The 20,875-nt window shown below is 68.1% G+C and carries 23 protein-coding genes; 17 read left to right on the top strand and 6 right to left on the bottom strand.

The window, feature by feature from the left end:
• Positions 1-110: 110 nt before the first annotated feature.
• Positions 111-1,136: a 6-phosphofructokinase gene (locus AC1DB8_RS02625; protein WP_175321157.1), complete on the top strand. Its 1,026-nt coding sequence runs from the start codon at positions 111-113 to the stop codon at positions 1,134-1,136.
• A gap of 56 nt (positions 1,137-1,192) precedes the next feature.
• Positions 1,193-1,903: a GNAT family N-acetyltransferase gene (locus AC1DB8_RS02620; RefSeq protein WP_441417016.1), complete on the top strand. Its 711-nt coding sequence runs from the start codon at positions 1,193-1,195 to the stop codon at positions 1,901-1,903.
• Between the two features lie 35 nt (positions 1,904-1,938).
• On the opposite strand, the gene AC1DB8_RS02615 is transcribed toward AC1DB8_RS02620, so the two are convergent.
• The 6 genes from AC1DB8_RS02615 to AC1DB8_RS02590 all read right to left on the bottom strand — a co-directional run bounded on the left by AC1DB8_RS02615 (position 1,939) and on the right by AC1DB8_RS02590 (position 7,397).
• Positions 1,939-3,492, bottom strand: a complete 1,554-nt coding sequence (locus AC1DB8_RS02615) for a DHA2 family efflux MFS transporter permease subunit (RefSeq protein ID WP_476892111.1) — start codon at positions 3,490-3,492, stop codon at positions 1,939-1,941.
• Between the two features lie 30 nt (positions 3,493-3,522).
• Positions 3,523-3,939 carry an ankyrin repeat domain-containing protein gene (locus AC1DB8_RS02610; RefSeq protein ID WP_476892110.1) on the bottom strand — a complete coding sequence of 139 codons (417 nt, stop codon included), beginning with the start codon at positions 3,937-3,939 and terminating at the stop codon, positions 3,523-3,525.
• Complete coding sequence (ygfZ, locus tag AC1DB8_RS02605) at positions 3,936-5,018, bottom strand: CAF17-like 4Fe-4S cluster assembly/insertion protein YgfZ (RefSeq protein ID WP_476892109.1); 1,083 nt, start codon at positions 5,016-5,018, stop codon at positions 3,936-3,938. The genes AC1DB8_RS02610 and ygfZ overlap by 4 nt, the downstream gene beginning before the upstream one ends.
• Positions 5,019-5,040: 22 nt before the next feature.
• The gene (locus tag AC1DB8_RS02600; protein WP_476892108.1) at positions 5,041-5,799 is read right to left on the bottom strand and encodes a flavodoxin family protein; all 759 of its coding nucleotides are present in this window, start codon (positions 5,797-5,799) and stop codon (positions 5,041-5,043) included.
• A 71-nt stretch (positions 5,800-5,870) separates the two neighbouring features.
• Positions 5,871-6,485, bottom strand: a complete 615-nt coding sequence (locus AC1DB8_RS02595) for a nitrobindin family protein (protein WP_441417011.1) — start codon at positions 6,483-6,485, stop codon at positions 5,871-5,873.
• Between the two features lie 177 nt (positions 6,486-6,662).
• Positions 6,663-7,397, bottom strand: coding sequence for a permease (locus AC1DB8_RS02590; protein WP_441417010.1), 735 nt, complete (start codon positions 7,395-7,397; stop codon positions 6,663-6,665).
• 363 nt (positions 7,398-7,760) lie between these two features.
• Between AC1DB8_RS02590 and AC1DB8_RS02585 the strand changes: the two genes are divergently transcribed.
• From AC1DB8_RS02585 to AC1DB8_RS02515, 15 genes are all read left to right on the top strand, one after another.
• Positions 7,761-8,459 (top strand): winged helix-turn-helix transcriptional regulator, encoded by a 699-nt coding sequence (locus tag AC1DB8_RS02585; protein WP_175321149.1) that lies wholly within the window; start codon positions 7,761-7,763, stop codon positions 8,457-8,459.
• A gap of 269 nt (positions 8,460-8,728) precedes the next feature.
• A complete protein-coding gene (gene mshD / locus AC1DB8_RS02580; RefSeq protein WP_476892107.1) occupies positions 8,729-9,748 on the top strand; it encodes a mycothiol synthase in 1,020 nt (339 codons plus the stop codon).
• A gap of 103 nt (positions 9,749-9,851) precedes the next feature.
• A complete protein-coding gene (locus AC1DB8_RS02575; RefSeq protein ID WP_476892106.1) occupies positions 9,852-12,116 on the top strand; it encodes an RNA degradosome polyphosphate kinase in 2,265 nt (754 codons plus the stop codon).
• Positions 12,117-12,127: 11 nt separating this feature from the next.
• A complete protein-coding gene (locus tag AC1DB8_RS02570) occupies positions 12,128-13,093 on the top strand; it encodes an NUDIX hydrolase (protein ID WP_441417007.1) in 966 nt (321 codons plus the stop codon).
• Positions 13,094-13,172: 79 nt separating this feature from the next.
• Positions 13,173-14,831 carry a hypothetical protein gene (locus tag AC1DB8_RS02565; RefSeq protein ID WP_476892105.1) on the top strand — a complete coding sequence of 553 codons (1,659 nt, stop codon included), beginning with the start codon at positions 13,173-13,175 and terminating at the stop codon, positions 14,829-14,831.
• Complete coding sequence (locus tag AC1DB8_RS02560) at positions 14,828-15,277, top strand: GntR family transcriptional regulator (RefSeq protein ID WP_441417005.1); 450 nt, start codon at positions 14,828-14,830, stop codon at positions 15,275-15,277. Before AC1DB8_RS02565 ends, AC1DB8_RS02560 begins: the two co-directional genes overlap by 4 nt.
• Positions 15,278-15,286: 9 nt before the next feature.
• Positions 15,287-16,090, top strand: a complete 804-nt coding sequence (locus tag AC1DB8_RS02555) for a thymidylate synthase (protein ID WP_476892104.1) — start codon at positions 15,287-15,289, stop codon at positions 16,088-16,090.
• Positions 16,087-16,680: a dihydrofolate reductase gene (locus tag AC1DB8_RS02550; protein ID WP_441417003.1), complete on the top strand. Its 594-nt coding sequence runs from the start codon at positions 16,087-16,089 to the stop codon at positions 16,678-16,680. Before AC1DB8_RS02555 ends, AC1DB8_RS02550 begins: the two co-directional genes overlap by 4 nt.
• Entirely contained in the window at positions 16,680-16,898 is a 219-nt protein-coding gene (locus AC1DB8_RS02545; RefSeq protein WP_441417002.1) for an NF038396 family protein, read from the top strand. Before AC1DB8_RS02550 ends, AC1DB8_RS02545 begins: the two co-directional genes overlap by 1 nt.
• Positions 16,899-17,077: 179 nt before the next feature.
• Positions 17,078-18,160, top strand: coding sequence for a WXG100 family type VII secretion target (locus AC1DB8_RS02540; protein ID WP_476892103.1), 1,083 nt, complete (start codon positions 17,078-17,080; stop codon positions 18,158-18,160).
• Positions 18,161-18,174: 14 nt separating this feature from the next.
• Positions 18,175-18,828, top strand: a complete 654-nt coding sequence (locus AC1DB8_RS02535) for a hypothetical protein (RefSeq protein ID WP_476892102.1) — start codon at positions 18,175-18,177, stop codon at positions 18,826-18,828.
• Entirely contained in the window at positions 18,815-19,234 is a 420-nt protein-coding gene (locus AC1DB8_RS02530) for a hypothetical protein (RefSeq protein WP_441416999.1), read from the top strand. The genes AC1DB8_RS02535 and AC1DB8_RS02530 overlap by 14 nt, the downstream gene beginning before the upstream one ends.
• A 161-nt stretch (positions 19,235-19,395) precedes the next feature.
• Positions 19,396-19,776 carry a hypothetical protein gene (locus tag AC1DB8_RS02525; protein WP_476892101.1) on the top strand — a complete coding sequence of 127 codons (381 nt, stop codon included), beginning with the start codon at positions 19,396-19,398 and terminating at the stop codon, positions 19,774-19,776.
• A gap of 110 nt (positions 19,777-19,886) precedes the next feature.
• On the top strand, positions 19,887-20,303 hold the full coding sequence (locus tag AC1DB8_RS02520; protein ID WP_476892100.1) for a hypothetical protein: 417 nt from the start codon (positions 19,887-19,889) through the stop codon (positions 20,301-20,303).
• An 82-nt stretch (positions 20,304-20,385) separates the two neighbouring features.
• Positions 20,386-20,802, top strand: coding sequence for a hypothetical protein (locus tag AC1DB8_RS02515; RefSeq protein WP_476892099.1), 417 nt, complete (start codon positions 20,386-20,388; stop codon positions 20,800-20,802).
• The last annotated feature ends 73 nt before the right edge of the window (positions 20,803-20,875 follow it).

The raw sequence follows: 20,875 nt of genomic DNA, 5'->3' as shown, positions 1-20,875 counted from the left end.
TGCGCGTGGGTCACCGTTTGTGTGCTGCCCCACATCCGCGATTACACTTCTAGGTGAGCTCAGCGTGGCGCTCTGCCTGTACCCCTTCGAACCAGGATTTGAGCCGAGACATGAAAATTGGAATCCTCACCAGCGGCGGAGACTGCCCCGGACTGAACGCCGTGATCCGCGGTGCCGTCCTGAAAGGCATCGCCGTCCACGGCCACGAATTCGTGGGGTTCCTGGACGGCTGGCGCGGCGTGGTCGAAGGCGACATCATCGACATCCCGCGCGCGCTGGTCCGCGGCATCGCCAAGCAGGGCGGGACCATCCTCGGCACCTCCCGGACCAACCCGTTCGAGAACAACGGCGGCCCCGAGGTCATCAAGGCGAACATGGACCGCCTCGGCATCGACGCCATCATCGCCATCGGCGGCGAAGGCACCCTCGCCGCCGCGAAGCGCCTGACCGACGCCGGGCTGAAGATTGTCGGCGTGCCCAAGACCGTCGACAACGACCTCGACGCCACCGACTACACCTTCGGATTCGACACCGCCGTCGAGATCGCCACCGAGGCCATCGACCGCCTGCGCACCACCGGGGAATCCCACCACCGGACCATGATCGCCGAGGTCATGGGCCGCCACGTCGGCTGGATCGCCCTGCACGCCGGCATGGCCTCCGGCGCCCACGCCATCCTGATCCCGGAGCAGAAGGCCTCCATGGAACAGATCACCGAATGGGTCATCTCGGCCCGCGACCGTGGCCGCGCGCCGCTGGTCGTCGTCGCGGAGGGCTTCGTCCCCGAGGGTCAGGAGTCCCCGCACTCCGAGCGCGGACTGGACACCTTCGGCCGGCCGCGCCTCGGCGGCATCGCCGAACTGCTGGCCCCCGAACTGGAGGCCCGCACCGGCATCGAGACCCGGGCCACGGTGCTGGGGCACATCCAGCGCGGCGGTGTCCCCACGGCTTTCGACCGGGTGCTGGCGACCCGCCTCGGCATGGCGGCGATCGATTCGGTGGTGGAGCAGCGCTGGGGAACCATGGTGTCGCTGAACGGCACCGACATCGTCCATGTCGGCTTCGACGCCGCCTTGGGCAACCTCAAGAGCGTGCCGCAGCACCGCTACGAGGAAGCGGCCGTTCTCTTCGGCTGAGGCGTCCCCGGGCTGGGCTTTCCCGGCTGGGCGTTGCCGCTGGGTAGGGTTGAGGCATGACTCTTGCGCCCGGTTCCGCTGAAATCATCCAGCTCGCGTGGGCCCGCCGGCTGGGGCTCGACGACGGCGCTTTTGCCACCGCCGCGGGTCGCCGCCTCACCCGGGTGGACGACGCGGCCCGTTCCCTGCAGTTCGTCCGCCTGTTCGGCAGCTCCGCCCTGGTCGGGCCGGGATGGGCCATCGACGCCGCGGCCGGGTACTCCGAGGAGGAGCTGGCGCAGCACGTCACGCTGCTGACCATCACGCGCGGGCACGGCGGCCACGGCCTGGGCGCCGCCGCACTCTTCTTCGCCGACGACCTGCCGCTGCAGCAGCCGGCCGAGGAGCTGACCGTCTCGCAAGGGAACCCGGAAGCGATCGAACTCGAAGCACTGTGCCCGCCGGACGACGTCAACGAGGTCGGCCTCGCGGACCTCGAACACCGCTTCACTATCATGCACGTCGAAGACGGCCGGCGGACGCCCGTGGCCTGCGGCGCCTACACCGAATGGGAAGGCATCTTGGCACAGCTTGGCGTGCTGGTGGCCCCCGAGTGGCGGCGCCGCGGCGTCGGCACCCTGGCCGCCTCGATTGCGGCCCATGAGGCGCTGGCCTCGGGGTTGACGCTGCAGTGGCGCTCCGATGTCAGCAACAAGGGCTCGCTGGCCCTGGCCCGGAGCCTGGGCTTCACCGCCGGCGGCATCCAGACCAGCGTGCTGCTGGGCTAGTCGGGCCGGGTCCGGTTGCGCCCGGCCGCGTTGCCCTAGCCCCGCTGGGCGTCGGCGTCCTCCGTGACGGTGGCCTCCGTGACGGTGGCCCCGCCGGTTGCTGCCGCCGGAACCGTGCCGGGGGTTCCCCAACCCTCGTGCGGCTGCGGCTTGGCGAAGAACAGCGCCACGGCAGCGCCGAGCAGGATCACCGCCGCGGGCAACAGGATGGACTGGCCCATCGCCGTCGAGAATCCCTCGTGCAGCGCCTCGGGCAGCCTGCCGCCGAACGCCATCGGGTTTGACTCCCCGGACGCACCCGGGGCTGCCGGGAGTTCCGCGGCAAGCCGGGCCTGGATCAGCACGGCGATGGCAGCGCTGCCCAGGACCGCACCGATCTGGCGGGTGGTGTTGTAGACGCCGGAGCCGGCCCCGGCCTGGCGCGGCGGCAGGTTCCGGGTGGCGGTGGAGCTCAGCGGCGCCCAGATGCCGGCGTTCGCGAATCCCAGCACGGCGCTGGGCAGCAGGAAGAGCCAGATGGGGGTGTCCGGGTGCATCAGCGAGGCGTTCCAGAACAGCGCCACTGACATCAGGACCAGGCCGCCGGCCGTGATGAACTTCGGGTTGACCCGGTCGATGATCTTGCCCACGACCGGTGCCAGGCCGCCGGAGATCACGGCCATCGGAACCATCATGAGCGCGGACTGCGTCGGGGTGAGGCCCCGGACCACCTGGTAGTAGAAAATCAGCGGCAGGCTGAAGGCGGTCACGGTGAAGCCAACCGTGGTGATGCCCACGTTGGCCAGCGAGAAGTTGCGGTCCTTGAACAGGCCGAGGGGCAGCAGCGGTTCGCCCTTGTTGAACCGCTGCCAGGCCACGAAGGCGACGAGGACAACGACGCCGCCTATGATCAGGCCCCAGACGGTGATGGGGCCGGTGATGGTGCCCCAGTTGTAGGTTTCGCCTTCTTGGATCCCGAACACCAGCAGGAACAGTCCGACGGCGCTGAGCAGCACGCCGGGGATGTCGAACTTGTGCGGGTGCGTACTCAGGGCCGGAACGAAGCGCAGGGCCAGGATAAAGCCGGTGATGCCGACCGGAATGTTGATGAAGAAGATCCACTCCCAGCCCAGGCCGTCCACCAGGACCCCGCCCAGGATCGGCCCCACCAGGGTGGCAACCCCGGCCGTGGCACCCCAGATGCCCATGGCGGCGCCGCGGCGGTCCGGCGGGAAGATCCGCGTGATGACGGCCATGGTCTGCGGTGTCATCATCGCGGCCCCGAGGCCCTGCAGCACCCGGGCCTCGATCAGGGTGTGCACGTCGCCGGAGAGCCCGCACCACAGCGAGGCAAGGGTGAAGACCACCAGTCCGGACAGGTACAGCTTCTTCGGACCAAAGCGGTCGCCCAGCCTGCCCGTGATCAGCAGCGGGACGGCATAGGCCAGCAGGTAGGCACTGGTTACCCAGATCACCGAATTGATGTCAGCGTTCAAGCCCTCCATGATCCGGGGGTTGGCCACCGAGACGATGGTGGTGTCGATCAGGATCATGAAGAATCCGATCACCAAAGACCAGAGGGCGGCCCACGGCCTCGCTACGTTTTCCATTCGGTTCCTTAGGGTGCGTGGGTGGCCGGTTCAGGCGAGGAGCGCCAGAATATCGTTCCGGGCAAACATTTGGGCGGCTGCCCGGGCGGAGGGACTTCCGGCGTCGGGGTCGGCGCCCGCGTCCACGAGGACCTGGACCACATCCGGGTAGCCCTTGAACACGGCCCCGGCCAGCGGTGTCTGGCCGCGGTCGTTGGCTGTGTTGGCGGCGCCGCCGTGCGCCAGGATCAGCCGGACGGAGTCCGCGTGGCCATGGTAGGCGGCAAGCATCAGCAGGGTATCGCCGGCCGCGGTGGTCAGCGTGGCGGGCGCCCCGGCGGCGAGGTAGCTGCCGAGCAGGGCGGAGTTGCCGTCGCGGGCGGCGTCGAACAGCGCGTGGGCGAGGGCGAGGGTCTCCTCGTCGGGGGCGGCCGGCTCGGAAGCGGCCGCTTCCGGCCCGCCGCTCACCGGGTCCCCCGGAGGAAGCCGGTCTGGCGTCCCACGACCTGACCGGCGTCGGGCGCCACAATGAGTTCCTGGGCGGCGGTGTACGCTTCGTCGCCGTCCATCACGGTGAGCACCTCGTCCGGGGCGACGGAGCGCTTGATGACGGCCAGGGCCACCGGACCCATTTCGTAGTGCTGCGCCACGGAAGTCAGCGTGCCGACCTTCCGCTCGCCGGCCCGGACTTCGCTGCCGACGGCGGGCAGCGTGTGCTGGGACCCGTCCAACTGGAGGAACACCAGCCGCCGCGGGGGATGACCCAGGTTGTGCACCCTGGCGACTGTTTCCTGTCCCTTGTAGCAGCCTTTCGCCAAGTGCACTGCCGTGCGCAGCAGGTCCAGTTCGTGCGGGATGGTCTTGTCGTCGGTCTCCGACCCCCAGCGGGGGCGCCACGCGGCGATGCGCAGCGCCTCGGCCGCCAGGACACCGGCCAGCGGGCGTTCCGCCACGGTGGCCTCAAGCTCTGCAGCCGGCACGAGGTATTCGAACCACGGCCGTTCCAGGCCAGGGTGGGTGTCCTCGCCCACCACGGCGTAGGAGTACCCGCCGGCGCCGACGTGCGGCCAGGGATCTTCCCAAACACGGAGACCGGACCACTCCGGAACCGGCCGGGTGGCGCCCAGCACAGCCCAGTCCGCCGAGACGTCGGCGACCTCGACCCGGAGCATGAACTTCATCCTGGTCAGCCATTCGGCCAGCGGCGCGGCCTCGGCCGCCTCCACGATCAGCCAGGTGGTCTCGCCGTCGTCCAGCACCCGCGCGTCGAACTCGATCCGGCCCTGCACGCTGAGCAGCAGCAGTTCGGTGGACTGGCCGGGGGCCAGGGCCGTGAGCTGCTGCGAGGACAGGGTGTTGAGCCAGCTCAACCGGTCCGGCCCGCTCACCGTGACCACGCCGCGCTGGGACAGATCGACGACGGCGGTGCCGGCAGCCAGGGCGCGCTGCTCGCGCAGCGGTTCGCCGTAATGGGCGGCGACGCCGGCGTCGGCACCGGCCGCGTCGACGGCGCCCGGGCGCGACAGCAGGGGGCTCTTGGTAGTCATATGAAGTAGAAGTCCTCAGCGCTCAGCGGTATTCCGGATTTTCGAAGTCGAATCGGGTGCCGGCTTTCCAGCCTTCGGGCAGGTTGCCGTACGCGGGGATGCCGCCGGCATCCTTGAGCATCCGGGCCAGGTGCAACAGGTTCCACGTCATGAAGGTGGTGTTGCGGTTGGTGAAGTCACTTTCCGGGCCGCCGGAGCCTTCGTCAAGGTAGCTCGGCCCCGGTCCCACAGCACCGATCCAGCCCGCATCAGCCTGCGGCGGGATGGTGAAGCCGATGTGCTGGAGGCTGTAGAGCACGTTCATGGCGCAGTGCTTGATGCCGTCCTCGTTGCCGGTGATGAGGCAGCCGCCCACCTTCGGATAGAACGCCCACTGGCCCTTGGAATTCAGCTCGCCGGAGTGCGCGTAGAGACGCTCGATCAGTTTTTTGGTCTGGGACGAGTTGTCCCCCAGCCAGATCGGGCCCGCCACCACCACAATGTCCGCTTCCTGCACCGCCGGGTACAGCGCGGGCCACTCGTCGCTCGCCCAGCCGTGCTCGCGCATGTCCGGGTAGACGCCGCTGGCAATGTCGTGGTCCACCGTCCGGATGACGCTGGTGGCGACGCCCTGCTTCTCCATGATCCTGCGGCTGATCTCGATCAGGCCCTGCGTGTTGGACGTCTCCGGGGATTTCTTCAGGGTGCCGTTGAAGAAGACTGCCTTGAGGTCGCCGTACGTGCCGGGTCTCGCCGCGTCAGTGCCGGTTTCATTTGCGGTGCCACTTGCTGTGTCGTTCACTGTGGTGCTCCCTGCGTTCGCTGCGGACAACGGAAATCCAGTGAGACCCCGGCTTCGGCCGGACGTGCGGTTCAGCCGACCTTGCTGAGGATGGCGGAGGCGTGCGCTTCCAGGCCGCCGCCCGGCGTCGAGCCCTTGCCGGCGGCGACGTCCCAGCGCCAGAGCAGCTTGCCGTCGACCAGGCCGAAAATCCGTGTTGCCGCGGTGTACTCCTTGGAGTGGCTGCCGCGCATCACCATGTCGGTGCTGAGCTGGATCTGCGGTCCCTTGATCTGGCCGTAGTAGAGCTCGGAGATCCCGCCCGGATGCGAGATGGAAACGGAAATGTCGAAACCGCCCTCGCTGTTGCGCAGTTCCTCGACCTCGTCGGCGCTCTTGAGCACCGGGACGATGTCGGCCGGAATGAGCCCGGGGCCGCCGTCCTCCTCGCGCTGCTTGCGCTCAAGGGCCCAGAAACCGGTCTCCACGGTCAGCGGCCGGAGTTTGGTTCCCTCGTCGTCCGTCAGCCACGATTCGGCCCGGTACTGCAGGTACGGCAGGCCGTTGTGGGTGAAGGAGACGTGCTGGAGGAAGTGCTCCGAGTCCTCTTCCCCGGCGCCGAGCCGGCCGCGGCCCTCCCACTCACCAATGAGCCAGGACAGCGGAACAAGTTCGGGGGTCAGATCTGTAGGAATTTCAATCGGCACAGCAGCTACCTCTGGAAACTACGGGTTCTGGACGCTTAGCGGCTTTTTACTTCTGGCCCTTGAAGAGCCGGTACACCACGAAGCCGGCAAACCAGGCCATGGAAAGGCCGGCGACGGCAAGCAGGACAAGGAAGAAGATCTCAAATGCAAGTACGGACATGATGCCATCCTAACGCGTTAGTGGAGGAGTAGTTTGTCTATGAAGTAAGCCAGCGAACCGACCGCGGAGACGGGCGCCAGGCCCATGCTCAGCACGGCCGGCAGGTTCAATGTAGCGCCCCGGATGATCACCAGCCGGCGGAAGCTGACCAGGACGGCCCCGACCACGATCCCGACGAGGGCGGCCGGCAGCACGGCGATGTCGGAGAGCACGAGGCCGGCCAGCGGGCCGGCAAGCCCTGCCCCGACGATGCCGAGCGGAGCGACGATCCGGTCCGGCCAGCGGATCAGGCCCGCCATCAGGGCGATCGCCGCGCTGATGGCGGCAACGAGCAGCATTTCCCTGACCCCGTTGAAACGCGAGCAGGCGATCCAGCCGGCGCCGAGGCAGGACAGCAGCACGCCGGCGCTGGACCCCAGGGTGGACTCCAGCCGCTGGGCCTGGCCCGTGCCGCGGATCAGCTGCATGACGAAGATGGCCATCACCCCGGCCGCCACGAATGCTGGCGTCCAGTTCAGGAACCCCGGCGCGGGCAGGTAGGTGGCGGCCACAGCGGAGCCGATTCCGGGGAGGCCGATCAGGGCGGCGAGGGTCTTCTTGGCCGGGATGCCGAGGAAGTGCGGCCAGCCAATGCCGACGCAGGCCGCGGTGAGCACCGCGACGGCCAGCAGGACCTCAGGCGCGGAGTAAGCCCCGGCAATGATCGCGGCGAGTCCGGCCAGGCCGATGACGCCGACACTCCAGGACTTCACAGTTCCCCCTCCAACGTCTGTCTCAAAGCCCTCCCCAGCAGGGCACCCGGAACGCGGTCCCCCACGATCAACTTAGCCACGATCAACCGGTACCTTCGCTCACTGCGGACCCGTTGGGCCTGCTCGACTCGCCGGGCTGGAGGCCCTGACGGATCAATCCTGCCCTATATGAACGTTTTGTGTCGCAAAAGGGCCAAGCTGGAGCGGCGGAACAGTGCCTGTCGGGGGCCGTTTGGGTATACTCAAAGCTCAGCTACGCTTCCTCCGGCAGCCGCAGGCAGGTCACCGTCCGGAAGCTCAGTACCGGCCGGTGAGAGCCCGGCTCAGACGCCCAATGATGCGCGGACACCCCTTGGAGGAACCATGTCGCACATCCTGCTACTGACGAACAGCACCGGGTCATCGGTGGATGTCCTGCCTGCGCTGGAACTGCTTAATCACCGCGTCCACATTCTTCCCGCCGAGCCCACGGCCCTGCTCGAGACCGACCCGTGCGACATCGTGCTCCTCGACGCCCGCAAGGACCTGGTCGGCGCCCGCTCCCTCACCCAGTTGCTCAAGGCGACCGGGCTGAGCGCACCCCTCATGCTGATCCTGACCGAAGGCGGCATGGCAGCGGTCTCCTCGGCCTGGGCCGTGGACGACATCCTGCTGGAGTCGGCCGGGCCCGCGGAAGTCGAAGCCCGCATCCGCCTCGGCGTCGCGCGTGCCCTGCCGGACCAGGACGACACCCCCACGGAGATCCGGGCGGCCGGCGTCGTCATCGATGAAGCCAGCTACACGGCCCGGGTCAACGGGGCGGCGCTCAACCTGACGTTCAAGGAATTTGAACTGCTCAAGTACCTCGCCCAGCACCCCGGCCGCGTCTTCACCCGGCAGCAGCTCCTGACCGAGGTCTGGGGCTACGACTACTACGGCGGCACCCGCACCGTGGACGTCCACGTCCGGAGGCTGCGGGCAAAGCTCGGCGCCGACCACGAGAACCTGATCAGCACCGTCCGCAATGTCGGATACCGCCTGACGCTGGTCCGGCAGCCGGATGAGGAACTCACCGAGGCCTGAGCGGCTCCGCCCACCGGGCTGGCCCGTTTCGGACAAAGAAAAGCCCCGGACTCAACAGTCCGGGGCTTCCTTACGCCGCTTGGCGCTGCAGTGGAGGACATACGGGTCGAACGTATCGAGGCCACCCCAGTGGTGGATCCCCCTCGCATCCATTCAACGTTTCGAACCGTTGAGCCGGATGAGATAACGACTATACGTGCCCCGAACGGATGCATCAAATCGACGCGGCCCCCACCCGCCGGCGGGCAGCGGACGTATAGCCTTGCATCATGAGTCCTGCGCATCCGGAAAACTGGCCCGTACTCACCCTGCAGGGAGCTGTGGACGAACAGCTGCTGCGGGACGTCAAGACGCTCGTGGCGGCCGCCGAGGAGTCCGACGGCAACCCGCCGCTGTCCGAGCAGACCCTCGTGACGCTCCGCGCCGCGGGCGCGGGCCCGCATTCCGTGCTGGCCTTGGCCCTCTACTCCCCCGACTATTCCCGCGAGGACTCCGGCGTGGATGCCGCTGCCCCCGGCCACGCCGGATCACCACACCCGGGCCGGGGCAACGACTTGGCGGGCTTCGCCGTCGTCGTCGAGGAGGCGGACGGCACCGGGGTGCTGGAGGTGGCCGTCCATCCGAGCTACCGCAACCAGGGCGTCGCAGACCGGCTGGTCGGGGAACTCCGGAAGGTGCGCGGCTTCGCGGGCCTGAAGGCGTGGTCACACGGCAACCATGAGGCCGCCGCTGACCTGGCCGCCCGCTACGGCTACGCCCCGGTGCGCGAGCTGTGGAAGATGCGGCTCGCCACCGCGGCCTCGGAACTGCCCGACGTCGCCCTGCCCGACGGCGTGTCGCTGCGCAGTTTCGTGCCCGGCCGGGATGAGGAGGCCTGGCTGGCGGTCAACCGGGCCGCCTTCGCCCACCACCCGGAACAGGGAAACATGAGCCGCGCGGACCTGGACGCCCGTATGGCCGAGCCGTGGTTCGACCCGGCCGGTTTCCTGCTCGCGGTCGACGCCGACGGCCGGATCCTCGGCTTCCACTGGACCAAGGTGCACCCCCGTCACGGCGAGCACCCGGCAATCGGCGAGGTCTACGTGGTCGGCGTCGCCCCCGAGGCGCAGGGCACCGGCCTGGGCAAGGCCCTGACCGTGGCCGGCATCAAGCACCTGCAGCAGCAGGGCCTGCACGCCGTGATGCTCTACGTCGACGCCGACAACATTCCCGCCGTCGCACTGTACCGGCGTCTGGGCTTTTCACGCTGGGATGTGGACGTCATGTATGCCCCGCTGGAAGGGCAGTAGCCGGGCCGGCGGCCGGGCACCCGGCCGGGGTCGAAACCTGGGCTCATCCGGATCTGATTCCTTGTAAGGTTGAAGCTAAATCGCGCCAGCATTAGGAGAGACCATGCAACGGGAATCTGCCCGGACAGCCACGTCTGAAGCCGCTACGCCGGACAAGGCTGCGCGTCCCGTGCGGGCGCGGTTCGGTTCCTCCGAAGTGCCCGCCTCCCGCGCCACCCAGGACCGGATCGACATCCCCGAGTTCGCCCCCAACCTGGAACCGGAAGGCGACATCAGCCCGGACCGCTTCCTGGACCGGGAGCTGAGCTGGCTCGCGTTTAACTCACGCGTCCTGGAACTCGCCGAAGACCCCAACCTTTACCTGCTGGAACGCGTCAGTTTCCTCTCCATCTTTGCCTCCAACCTGGACGAGTTCTTCATGGTCCGCGTCGCCGGCCTCAAGCGCCGCATCGCCACCGGCCTGGCGGTGCCCTCCCCCGCCGGACTGAGCCCCATGCAGGTCCTGGAACAGATCGGCGACGCCGCCCACCGGCTCCAGCAGCGCCACGCCAGGGTCTACGCGGAACAGATCCGCCCCGCGCTGGCCTACGAGCACATCCACCTGATGCACTGGGAAGAACTCGACGGCCAGGCCAAGGACCAGCTCAGCGCCATGTTCGCGGAAAAGGTCTTCCCAATCCTGACGCCGCTGGCCGTGGATCCGGCCCACCCGTTCCCGTACATCTCCGGGCTCTCGCTGAACCTCGCCGTCGTGGTCCGCAACCCGGTCAGCGACAAGGAGCTCTTCGCCCGCGTCAAGGTCCCGGACCAGCTGCCGCGGCTGATCTCCATTGACGGCCCGCGCGCCGGCTCCGTGCCCGGGCGGGTGGCCCGCTTCATCGCGCTTGAGGAAGTCATTGCCGTCCACCTGGACCAGCTCTTCGCCGGAATGGAGGTGCTGGAACACCACACCTTCCGCGTTACCCGCAACGAGGACGTCGAGGTCGAAGAGGACGACGCCGAGAACCTGCTGCAGGCCCTGGAGAAGGAACTGCTGCGCCGCCGCTTCGGCCCGCCGGTCCGGCTCGAGGTCACCAACGACATCAACCCCAACATCCGGGCGCTGCTGATCCGCGAACTCGGCGTGGAGGAATCCGAGGTCTACTCCGTCCCGGCCCCGCTGGACCTGCGCGGGCTCTCCGTGATCGCGGGGATCGACCGCGCGGACCTGCACTACCCCAAGCATGTGCCGCACACGTCCCGGTACCTCAACGAGTCGGAGACCTCCAAGGCAGCGAACGTCTTCGCGGCCATGCGGCGCCGGGACATCCTCCTGCACCACCCCTACGATTCCTTCTCCACCTCCGTGCAGGCCTTCCTCGAGCAGGCCGCCGCGGACCCCAAGGTGCAGGCCATCAAACAGACCCTGTACCGCACCTCCGGCGACTCGCCCATCGTCGACGCCCTGATCGATGCCGCGGAGGCCGGCAAGCAGGTGCTCGCCCTTGTGGAGATCAAGGCCCGCTTCGATGAGCAGGCCAACATCTCCTGGGCCCGGAAGCTGGAGCAGGCAGGGGTGCACGTGGTCTACGGCATCGTGGGCCTCAAGACCCACTGCAAGCTCTCGCTCGTGGTCCGCCAGGAAGTCGACGGGCTGCGCCGCTACTGCCACATCGGCACCGGGAACTACCACCCGCGCACCGCGCGCTATTACGAGGATCTCGGCCTGCTGACGGCCAACGAGCAGGTGGGCGAAGATCTGTCGAAGCTGTTCAACCAGCTTTCCGGCTATGCACCCAAGTCCACCTTCAAGCGGCTGCTGGTTGCTCCAAGGTCGGTGCGCTCCGGGCTGATTGACCGGATTGAAACGGAAATCCGGAACGCCCGGGCGGGAATCGCCGCCCGCGTCCAGATCAAGGTGAACTCGATGGTGGACGAAGCCATCATCGATTCCCTCTACCGTGCCTCGCAGGCCGGGGTGCAGGTGGACGTCATTGTCCGCGGCATCTGCTCCCTGCGTCCCGGCGTCCCCGGACTCAGCGAGAACATCACTGTGCGCTCCGTCCTGGGCCGATTCCTGGAACACTCCCGCGTCTTCGCCTTCGCCAACGCCGGAGACCCGGTGGTCTACATCGGCTCGGCGGACATGATGCACCGCAACCTGGACCGACGGGTGGAGGCCCTGGTGCAGCTCAGCAGCGGGGACGACACCTCGTATGTCCTGGACATGCTCCGCCGCTACATGGATCCGGGTACCGCCAGCTGGCATCTGGACAACAGCGGCGAATGGGTCCGCCACCACCTCGCGGAGGACGGCACCGCCCTGCAGGACGTCCAGTCATGGCTGCTCGCATCGCGTTCGCGGCAGCGCTCGGCGAGCCTGCGCTAGGGCCTCCGGTTGTGAGCAGCGATTCACTGGTCGCGGACCAGACCGACCATCCCGGCGAGGCCATAGCCGTCGTCGCGGCCGGCGCCCTGCCGTGGCGCGTCAACAAAGACAAGCTTGAGGTCCTGCTGATCCACCGCCCGCGCTACGACGACTGGTCCTGGCCCAAGGGCAAGCTTGATCCGGGCGAGACCGTTCCCGAGTGCGCCGCCCGCGAGGTGGAAGAGGAAATCGGCCTCAAGGCTCCCCTGGGCATCCCGCTCCCGCCCATCCATTACCACGTGGCAGCAGGCCTGAAGGTGGTGCACTACTGGGCGGTCGACGTCGACGGCGCCCCGCTCCGCCCGGATGGCAAAGAGGTGGACAGCGTCATGTGGTGTTCGCCGGAGAAGGCCGCCGGCCTGCTCAGCAACCCCAGCGACCGGGCCCCGCTGGAGCACCTCGCGGCAGCACACTCCCGCGGCGAACTGGACACCTGGCCGCTGCTGGTGTTGCGTCATGCCAAAGCCAAGCCGCGCTCGTCCTGGTCAAAGGCCGAGGGCGACCGTCCGCTGGCTGCCACCGGGACACGCCAGGCCCAGGCCGTGGGCCGGCTGCTCCAGGCCTGGAGCCCGTCGCGGGTGGTGACGAGTCCCTGGCTACGCTGCGTAGCCACGGTCGCGCCCTATGCCAAGGCCGTCGACGCCAAGGTGAAGCTGCATGAATCACTGACCGAGCACCTGCACGGCCGGAGCCCGCACAAGACCGCCAACGTCGTCGAATCCCTGTTCGACAAGGGGCGCCCGGTGGCACTGTGCACGCACCGCCCCGCACTGCCCACGGTCTTTGCGCAACTGGGCAAGCACATGAACTCCCGGCTGCGGGCCCTGCTGCCCTCAAACGATCCATTCCTCTCGCCCGGGGAAATCATCGTCTGCCATGTCTCGCACAGCAAGGGCAAGGTCGTGGCCGTGGAGCAGTTCCGGCCCTTCGACGACTAGGGTCCTTGACCCCGGCGCCCCCCGGCCCTAGTTTGTATCAAGTACTTGGTACATAACTGCGGGATCTTTGGGGGATTTCATGCCGGGCGAGTTCTACTTTCCATCGATGCTGCTGTTCGGCCCGATCATCGCCGCCGTGCTGGTCTACGCCGTGCTGCGCTGGGTAATCTGGGCGCCGGATACAGGCACCTCCCCGGCATCGGTGTCGGAACACGCATTGTGGGTGGGGGTCATCGGCTGGCTGGCGAGCTCGCTGCAGGGCGCCATGAATCTGGGCATCATTCCGGCCGACCCTTCCGCCGGCGGCGCCATGACGACCCCCGCGACGATCCTGCCGGCCCTTACCTGGCCGATCCTGGGTTGCCTGGGCGTACACGCGCTCGGCCAGGTCAGCTATCCGGGGCCGCGGCGAATGCGGCGGCAGACCGTCCTGTCGGTCCGGCGGATCCGCGACTTCCTGCCGCACCGGCTGGCCGCGGTCACGGCGGCCGTCTTTGCCGCCGCCGGCGCGCTCATCGCGTGGACCGCCACGCTCCCGGGGTTCGCACCCGTGCCGCCCACAACCGGGGCGGACGGCCCGTACACCCGGCAGACGCTGGGCGTTGACGGCCGTATTCCCGGGGTTGAGCTAGCCGCCTGGCTGGGCGGAGCCCTGGCCGTCCTGGCCGCCGGGACGATGCTGGTGCTGTGGCTGATTGCCAGCCGCCGCCAGCTGGAGGCCCTCGACGCCGGCGACAATGCGGTGCTGCGCACCATCGCCATGAACCGCCTGCTGCGGACCGCTTCCATAGTGGCTGCGGGGCTGGGCGTGATCGCAGGCAACTTCGCAGCGCGGCCGGACCCGTCAACCGGCGTCTCGTCCTGGACGAATGCGGCCGGCCTGGCGGGCATGGGTGTCCTCTTGATGATGTGGTTTTGGGGGCCGCCGCGGCTCGCGGCCGCCGGGCTGGGCGCGCGCAACCGGCCGCCTGCAGGACTGCAGGCCGGCGGCCAGCACCCCGCGGCCCGGCTGGTCTCGTCGCTGGGTCCGCTGCTGGGACTCGCGGCGGCGGTGCCCCTGCTGGCGGGGGTCTTCATCGTCCCCGGATTGACCGCCGCCGCGGCGGGCTTCGGAATGGCGGGCTTCGCTACCCTGATGGCGGCCGCGGTGCTGGCGGTCATTGCGGCCGGCGAGCTGCTCCTGCAGCGCAACTACGGCGACCCGGGAGCGCCGCGCAACTGGCCGCGGCAGCCGGTTAGCCCGGCAATGCTGACCACCGCCGTCCTGGCCCTGCTGTCGTTCCTGCTGGCCCTGGCAGTCACGGCGGTCGGTCAGGAACGGCTCTATGGCGAGCCGGACTGGGTTCCGCCGGCCCTCCTCGCGGCCGGCGGCGCGCTTGCCTCGGTGCCGGCTTTCCTCGCCGCCAGGCACCGGCAGGGGGTCCCCGGTCTTGCCGCCGGCATGGACGCCGCGCTGCGCGCCGTCGCGATCCACCGGACCGTGCGGACCCTCGCGGCCCTGTTCACCGCCCAGGCCGCCGTGTTGCTGCTGACCCAGGGGCCCGCGTGGGCTGCCTTGTTTGCCGCCGAATCCTTCGGGGGACCATTCAATCCCGACGCCAACACGTGGTGGCCGGCGACCCTGGCCGGAGCGGTCCTCGGCACCCTTGCCACCATCATCGCCGTTATCCCCGTCGCCGGCCCCGCGCGCAGCCCGGCCGGACCCGTGCCGCGGCGGGACAAGGAGCCCGCCGCGTGACCGCGGGAATCTCCATCGACCTCCGCTCGGCCACACCGCCGTACGAGCAGATTCGGGCGCAGATCGCCTCGCTGATCGTCATCGGGGCGCTGCCGCCGGGAACCCGGTTGCCGACCGTCCGGCGCCTCGCCGCAGACCTCGGCATTGCGGCCGGAACCGTCGCACGTGCCTACAAGGAGCTCGAACAAGCCGGGCTGATCCAGACCGGGCGCCGCAACGGAACCGTCGTCGCCGGCCCGGTCGGCGGGGACGGCCCGGGTGGCGCCCTCGGTGATGCTGTCCCGGCGCGGCCGGCGGCCGGACCGAACGCCGCGGTGATCGCCGCCGTCGACCGCTGCATTGCCGCAGGCCGCGCGGCCGGCCTCGACGACGGCGCGTTGCTCGCCGTGATGCGCGCCCGGCTCGGCCAAAGCCATGAATACGGCGAGCAAGACTCTTCTCAGTAGACTGGGAGCGTGAGCATCCCAACGCCCTACGAAGACCTGCTGCGCGATGTCTTCGAGCACGGCACCCACAAATCGGACCGCACCGGGACGGGCACCCGCAGCGTGTTCGGCCGGCAACTCCGCTTCGACCTGGGCAAGAGCTTCCCGCTCATCACCACCAAGCGCGTGCACTTCAAGTCCGTCGCCGTGGAACTCTTGTGGTTCCTGCGCGGGGACAGCAACGTGAAGTGGATGCAGGACCAGGGCGTCACCATCTGGAACGAATGGGCCGACGCCGACGGCGAACTCGGCCCGGTCTACGGCGTCCAGTGGCGCTCCTGGCCCACGCCCGACGGCGGGCACATCGACCAGATCGCGGAACTGGTGGAGAACCTCAAAAGCAACCCCGATTCACGCCGCCACATCGTCTCGGCCTGGAACGTGGCGGAGCTCAAGAACATGGCCCTGCCCCCCTGCCACGCCTTCTTCCAGTTCTACGTCGCCGACGGCAAACTCTCCTGCCAGCTGTACCAGCGCTCCGCGGACACCTTCTTGGGCGTGCCCTTCAACATCGCCTCCTACGCCCTGCTGACCTGCATGCTGGCCCAGCAGACCGGGCTGGAACCGGGCGAATTCGTCTGGACCGGCGGCGATGTCCACATCTACGAGAACCACCTGGACCAGGTCCTCACGCAGCTGGGCCGGGAGCCCTACGAATATCCGCAGCTGAGGATCACCCGCCAGCCGGAGTCCATCTTCGACTACACCCTCGAGGACTTCGAGGTCGTCGGCTACCAGCACCATCCAACGATTAAGGCCCCGATAGCCGTATGAGCAACGAGACCAGCAACCCCACGGATCCCGTCGATTTCACCGAGCAGCTCCGCGGCACCGTCACCGGCCTCGGCCTGGTGTGGGCGCAGACCAGCACGGGAGTGATCGGCCAGGCCGGGACCATGCCGTGGCACCTTCCAGAGGATATGAAGCACTTCAGCCGGCTCACGGCCGGGCACCCCGTCATCATGGGGCGCAAGACCTGGGATTCCTTCCCGGACAAGTACCGGCCGCTGCCCGGCCGGACGAACATTGTCATCACCCGGCAGGAAGGCTGGGGCGGGACGCCGGAGGCCGACGGCGCCTTGGCGGTCAAATCCCTCGACGACGCCTTGCTGGAGTCGCAGTTCGCGTCCGGTCCCGAGATGGTCTGGATCATCGGCGGCGGCGAGATCTTCACGCAGTCCCTCGACCTCGCCGACGTCGCCGTCGTGACGACCATCGACACCGCGACGGAGGGCGACACCTTCGCCCCGGAACTCGGCTACGACTGGACCGCGGAGGCCAGCCTCCCGCCCGACGGCTGGCTGACTGCCGCGAACGGCACGCGGTACCGCATCACCCTGTGGCGGCGGACGGAGGCCAAATAGTGCTGCGTAAACCGGAAATCCTCTTTGTCCTCGGCTACATGCTGCTGCCCCTGCTGGCGCTGCTGTCCGCGATCGTGGGACTGACCATGATCCTCGGCGGCAACAAGATCGCGGGCGCGATCGTGCTCGTCGTCGTCACGCAGCTGTTCGCTTTCGGCGCCATGTTCGCCCTGCGCCGGCGCAAGAGCGCACTGCTGGCGGAGCCCGACGGCGAGTAGCGGCACCGGCCGCGGCTCCCGCCGGTGCCGGCGGATGGGGAGACCACCCCATCGCGCGATCCCGGCGGCACGGCTAGATTGGGGCCGGTCAGATTCTTTGGTCTGGCTGTAATGAGCTGGAATGCACTTGGTCTTGGCAGTGGCCCGTTAGGCTGTTGCCCGTAAGGGGGGATGCCATCATGGCAGGTAACGTGTGGGGCGCCGACGTCGCCCAGCTTCGGTCGCTCGCGCAGCACTTCGGCAAGACGTCGGAAACGCTACTGCAGCAGTCCTCGGTCCTCACGTCCACGATCAACAACAACACCTCGTGGAAGGGCGCCGACGGCGCGCGCTTCAAGTCCGACTGGAACGACACCCACCGTGCCTTGATCCAGCAGACCGCCCGGGCGCTGAAGCAGCAGTCCAAGGCACTCCTGACCCAGGCCGACGAGCAGGAGAAGGCCAGCAACGCCGCCCCGGGCTCCGGCGGCGGCCCGCTGGGCCCCCTCGGCCACGGCGCCGGCCCCGGGGCGTGGGCCGTGGCCGGCGGCATCCTCGCCGGCGGAGCCGCCCGCCTCAAAATGTTCATGGGGATCCAGAAGAACTTCAAGACCCCGCTCACCCTGGCCAAGCACCTCGGACAGTACGGCTGGGTCTTGAAGAACGAGCGGGATGCACTGTCCAAGGCGTTCTTCACCACCGGCCGCCACCGGTTGGGGGGACCCGGATTCACCGCAAGCAACCTCTTGCGCAGCGACCCGCTCAAGGAGCTGCTCACGGCATCGACGAAGTCCAGCAGGGCCCTCGGCCTGATCGACAAGGCCTCGGACATCGCGTCGCTCAAGGACCTCAACAAGCACATACCCGGGCTGTCACGTCTGGCGCCGCTGCTCGAAGAGCGGCAGCTCTTCGGGGCCAACAAGAGCTGGGACTGGCTCGGGAAGTCCGGACTGTCCCGCACTCTCGGCTGGGCCGGAGTCGGATTCAACGCCGTGGACACAGTAAAGAGCTTCGCGGACGGCGACCTCAAGGGTGGTGCCGCCAGCCTTGGCAAAACGATGCTCGGCGTCGGATGCTTCATGCCGCCGCCTGCCGGGACCATCTGCCAGGTGGCGAGCGTGGGCGTAGCCGTTTACGAGAACTGGGACACCATCAGCAGCGTCGGCAAGAACGTCGGCGAAGGCATCGTCGACGCCGTCAAGGATCCGGGCAAGTTCGTCAGCGATGCCGCTGACAGCGTCAAGGATGCCGGCGAATCCGTGGCACACTTCTTCGGCTTCTAGATTAGGAGAATCACATGACAGTTCAGGATGAAACTGCCTACGAGCCCCGGCTCGGCGTCGATGTCATCGGCTTCGGCATCGGGGAAATCGCGTACCTGCTTGATGTTTTCGAGGGACCGGCCCGTGACCGTTCCGTCAGCGTCTTCCGGGCTGAAGAGATGGTGGACGACGTCACTCTGGCGACCGCCGGCGCCTCCTCGCTCCTTGCACGGGACCTGGCCACGGTCAACGAGGAGGGAGAGCTCGGCGTGACCGGTGTCGCCGCCGCCGTCGCGTCCGCTTTCGGCCACGCAACCCACTGGACGGAGGTGTCCCTCCTGGCACCCGAGTCGATGGACAACGTGTTGCTCATCGAAGCCCCCGACGTCGCGCTGATGCTGCAGCCCCGGCTGCTGGGCACCTGGTTCGTGTTCGCGCAGGACCCCGCCATCAGCTCGGCCGAGGCTACGCTGCGGCTGGTCAAGCAGCACGCCGCAGAAACCCCCGGCGGCTCTGCCTATTTCGTGTTCAAAACCCTCACTGCCGAGACCCGTCTGCTGGTGCGCCGGGAAGGCGAAACGTGGACGACCGGCGTGCCCGACTTCGAGACGGATGAGGTCGTGGAAACCGCAGGCCTGGACGACGCCGCGCTGCTGCGGGCGATTGAGGAGTCCCGTGGACAGGCATAATCAGAACACCCCCCAGGATCCCGCCCGCGACGGCGCGCAAGGAGAGCCTGAGCGGGGAGCCGGGCCAGAGCGCCCGATCCGCCGCAGGGCGGACAACGGGGATCTTGTCGCTTACAGCGCCGAAGAGTACGGGGTCCGCAAGGATGAAGGCCTCGGCGTGATCAAACCCGTCAATAGCGCCAACGGCATTCTCTTCCTGGCTATCCTGCTGACGATCGGAATGGGAGGGCTGGTCTACTTCGTCGTCCAGATCATCAGGCAGGACGCCTGGCACATCGCCGGCGAGGTCTGGTGGGTCTTTCCCGCCTGCATCTTCCCCTTCGCCGCTGCCTGGTTCAACTACTTCAAGGAACGCAAGGCCGAAAAGCTCCGCAAGGCCGGCAACCTGCCGCGGCCGGTCGAGTAGCGTGACGGAGGCACCGCCGCTCCCCTTTCAGTCGCGGAGCATGCTGAATTTTCCCGACGTCGCCGAGGGTCCGACGATCTCGTCGAATGCTGCGCAGGCCTACGGCACCGGAGGTAATCTCCTGAAGCCGCGAGGGTCCCGTGGCGAGGCGTAGCCGGGACGTGCCCCAGGAACGCGGTTACACACCGCCGCCGGCCCCGGAGGCGCCCGTGAAGCACCGGATGGCCGAAAATGGCGAAATTGTCAGCTATACCGACGAGGAATACGGCGTACGCAAAGACGACGGGCTGGGCATCATCAAGCCGTTGAACGCCTCCGGCGGCCTGCTGTTCCTGGCCCTGTTGATAACCGCCTTCTTCGGACTGATGCTCTACGGCGTGGTCCAGATGGCCGTCACCGACCAGTGGCACATCATGGGCGAGATCTGGTGGATGTACGTGCTGGTACTCTATCCACTGTTCGCCGGCTGGACCGGCTACTTCAAGGAACGCAAAGCCGAGAAGCTGCGTAAGGCCCGCAACCTGCCGAGGCCGGTCAAGTAGCTTCTCCGCAGGTAAAAAGTTCCGTGGCCCGGTGGGCGCGACGGCGTCATCTGAAGGGCCGCTGGCAACCGTCTTCCCGAGCAGATCCGCACCGTTAGTCAGGACGAACTGTGAGCTTCGATCGCGAGCGTGAACGCCGCAACGACGACGTCAATGCCGAGCACAAGGAGGCGCTCGCGCGGGGCGAGAAGCGCGTGCTGCGAAAGACCGACACTGGCGAACTGCACAGTTACCCCGCGGACGAAATCGGGTTTTCCCCCGGCCGCGGCCAGGTGCAGGTCCGGTCCTGGTGGGGCATGGGAATCCTTACCGCCGTCATGGGGCTCTTAGTCATTCTTTCCGGGGTGATCCTGCTGGCCCCCGTGGGCCGCGGTGAGCAGCCTTTCTGGGGAGCACTGTTCCTGACGGCATTCGGCGGTTTCGGAGCCTGGTATACCTTCGGCATGGCAAGTGACGAGTACCGGGCCAAAAAGCTACGGACGGAGCGGCAGGCGCCCGAGCCTGGAGCCGGGCACATCTCGCAGTAGTTCGCAGGGCCGGGCATCGCTCGCTCGCATAACGTACCCGACTGCGAATGCGTCATCCACACCATCCAGAAGGTAGAACCACGTGCCTACAGACACTGACAACCACCAGCACGACGAAGAGATCCGGGCCCGCCATGAACGGGCAGTGGCTGCCGGGGAGAAACGGTTCCTGACCAGGACCATGGACCACGGGCGACTGCAATCCTACGCCGCGGACGAGATCGGCTTTGCCCGCGCCGGGTCCGGCCCGATCGTCGCCACGGCGTCCGGGATGGTCCTTCTGGCGGCCGTGTTCGCCGCGGTGACCGTGTTCTCGATTTTCCTCGTCGCCGCCCCTACCTCGCGGGGCGAAAGCCCGCTGTGGGGCGCTCTCGTGCTGACCGTGATCGGCGCCTCGGGTGTGCTCTACGCTGTTCGGCTCGCCGTCTCCGAATTCAAGGCCAGGCGCATCCGCCGCGAGCGCGGCCTTCCGGAGCCCAGCCCGCGCCAGCTGAACTGATACGGGACGTTGCCGAGCCCTGCGGGAGGGCCGACGTACCCACGTGACGTAACCGGCTGCGGGCCAGGCACCG

The organism is Arthrobacter sp. 10N410, assembly GCF_056394945.1.
This window is presented reverse-complemented; position numbering and strand designations above follow the sequence as displayed.

Coding starts and splice junctions, on each gene's coding strand:
- AC1DB8_RS02535 (WP_476892102.1), top strand. CDS start 18,175: ATGACAGTTCAGGATGAAACTGCCTACGAGCCCCGGCTCGGCGTCGAT.
- ygfZ (WP_476892109.1), bottom strand. CDS start 5,018: ATGACTACCAAGAGCCCCCTGCTGTCGCGCCCGGGCGCCGTCGACGCG.
- AC1DB8_RS02575 (WP_476892106.1), top strand. CDS start 9,852: ATGCAACGGGAATCTGCCCGGACAGCCACGTCTGAAGCCGCTACGCCG.
- AC1DB8_RS02550 (WP_441417003.1), top strand. CDS start 16,087: ATGAGCAACGAGACCAGCAACCCCACGGATCCCGTCGATTTCACCGAG.
- AC1DB8_RS02620 (WP_441417016.1), top strand. CDS start 1,193: ATGACTCTTGCGCCCGGTTCCGCTGAAATCATCCAGCTCGCGTGGGCC.
- AC1DB8_RS02615 (WP_476892111.1), bottom strand. CDS start 3,492: ATGGAAAACGTAGCGAGGCCGTGGGCCGCCCTCTGGTCTTTGGTGATC.
- mshD (WP_476892107.1), top strand. CDS start 8,729: ATGAGTCCTGCGCATCCGGAAAACTGGCCCGTACTCACCCTGCAGGGA.
- AC1DB8_RS02565 (WP_476892105.1), top strand. CDS start 13,173: ATGCCGGGCGAGTTCTACTTTCCATCGATGCTGCTGTTCGGCCCGATC.
- AC1DB8_RS02585 (WP_175321149.1), top strand. CDS start 7,761: ATGTCGCACATCCTGCTACTGACGAACAGCACCGGGTCATCGGTGGAT.
- AC1DB8_RS02540 (WP_476892103.1), top strand. CDS start 17,078: ATGGCAGGTAACGTGTGGGGCGCCGACGTCGCCCAGCTTCGGTCGCTC.
- AC1DB8_RS02625 (WP_175321157.1), top strand. CDS start 111: ATGAAAATTGGAATCCTCACCAGCGGCGGAGACTGCCCCGGACTGAAC.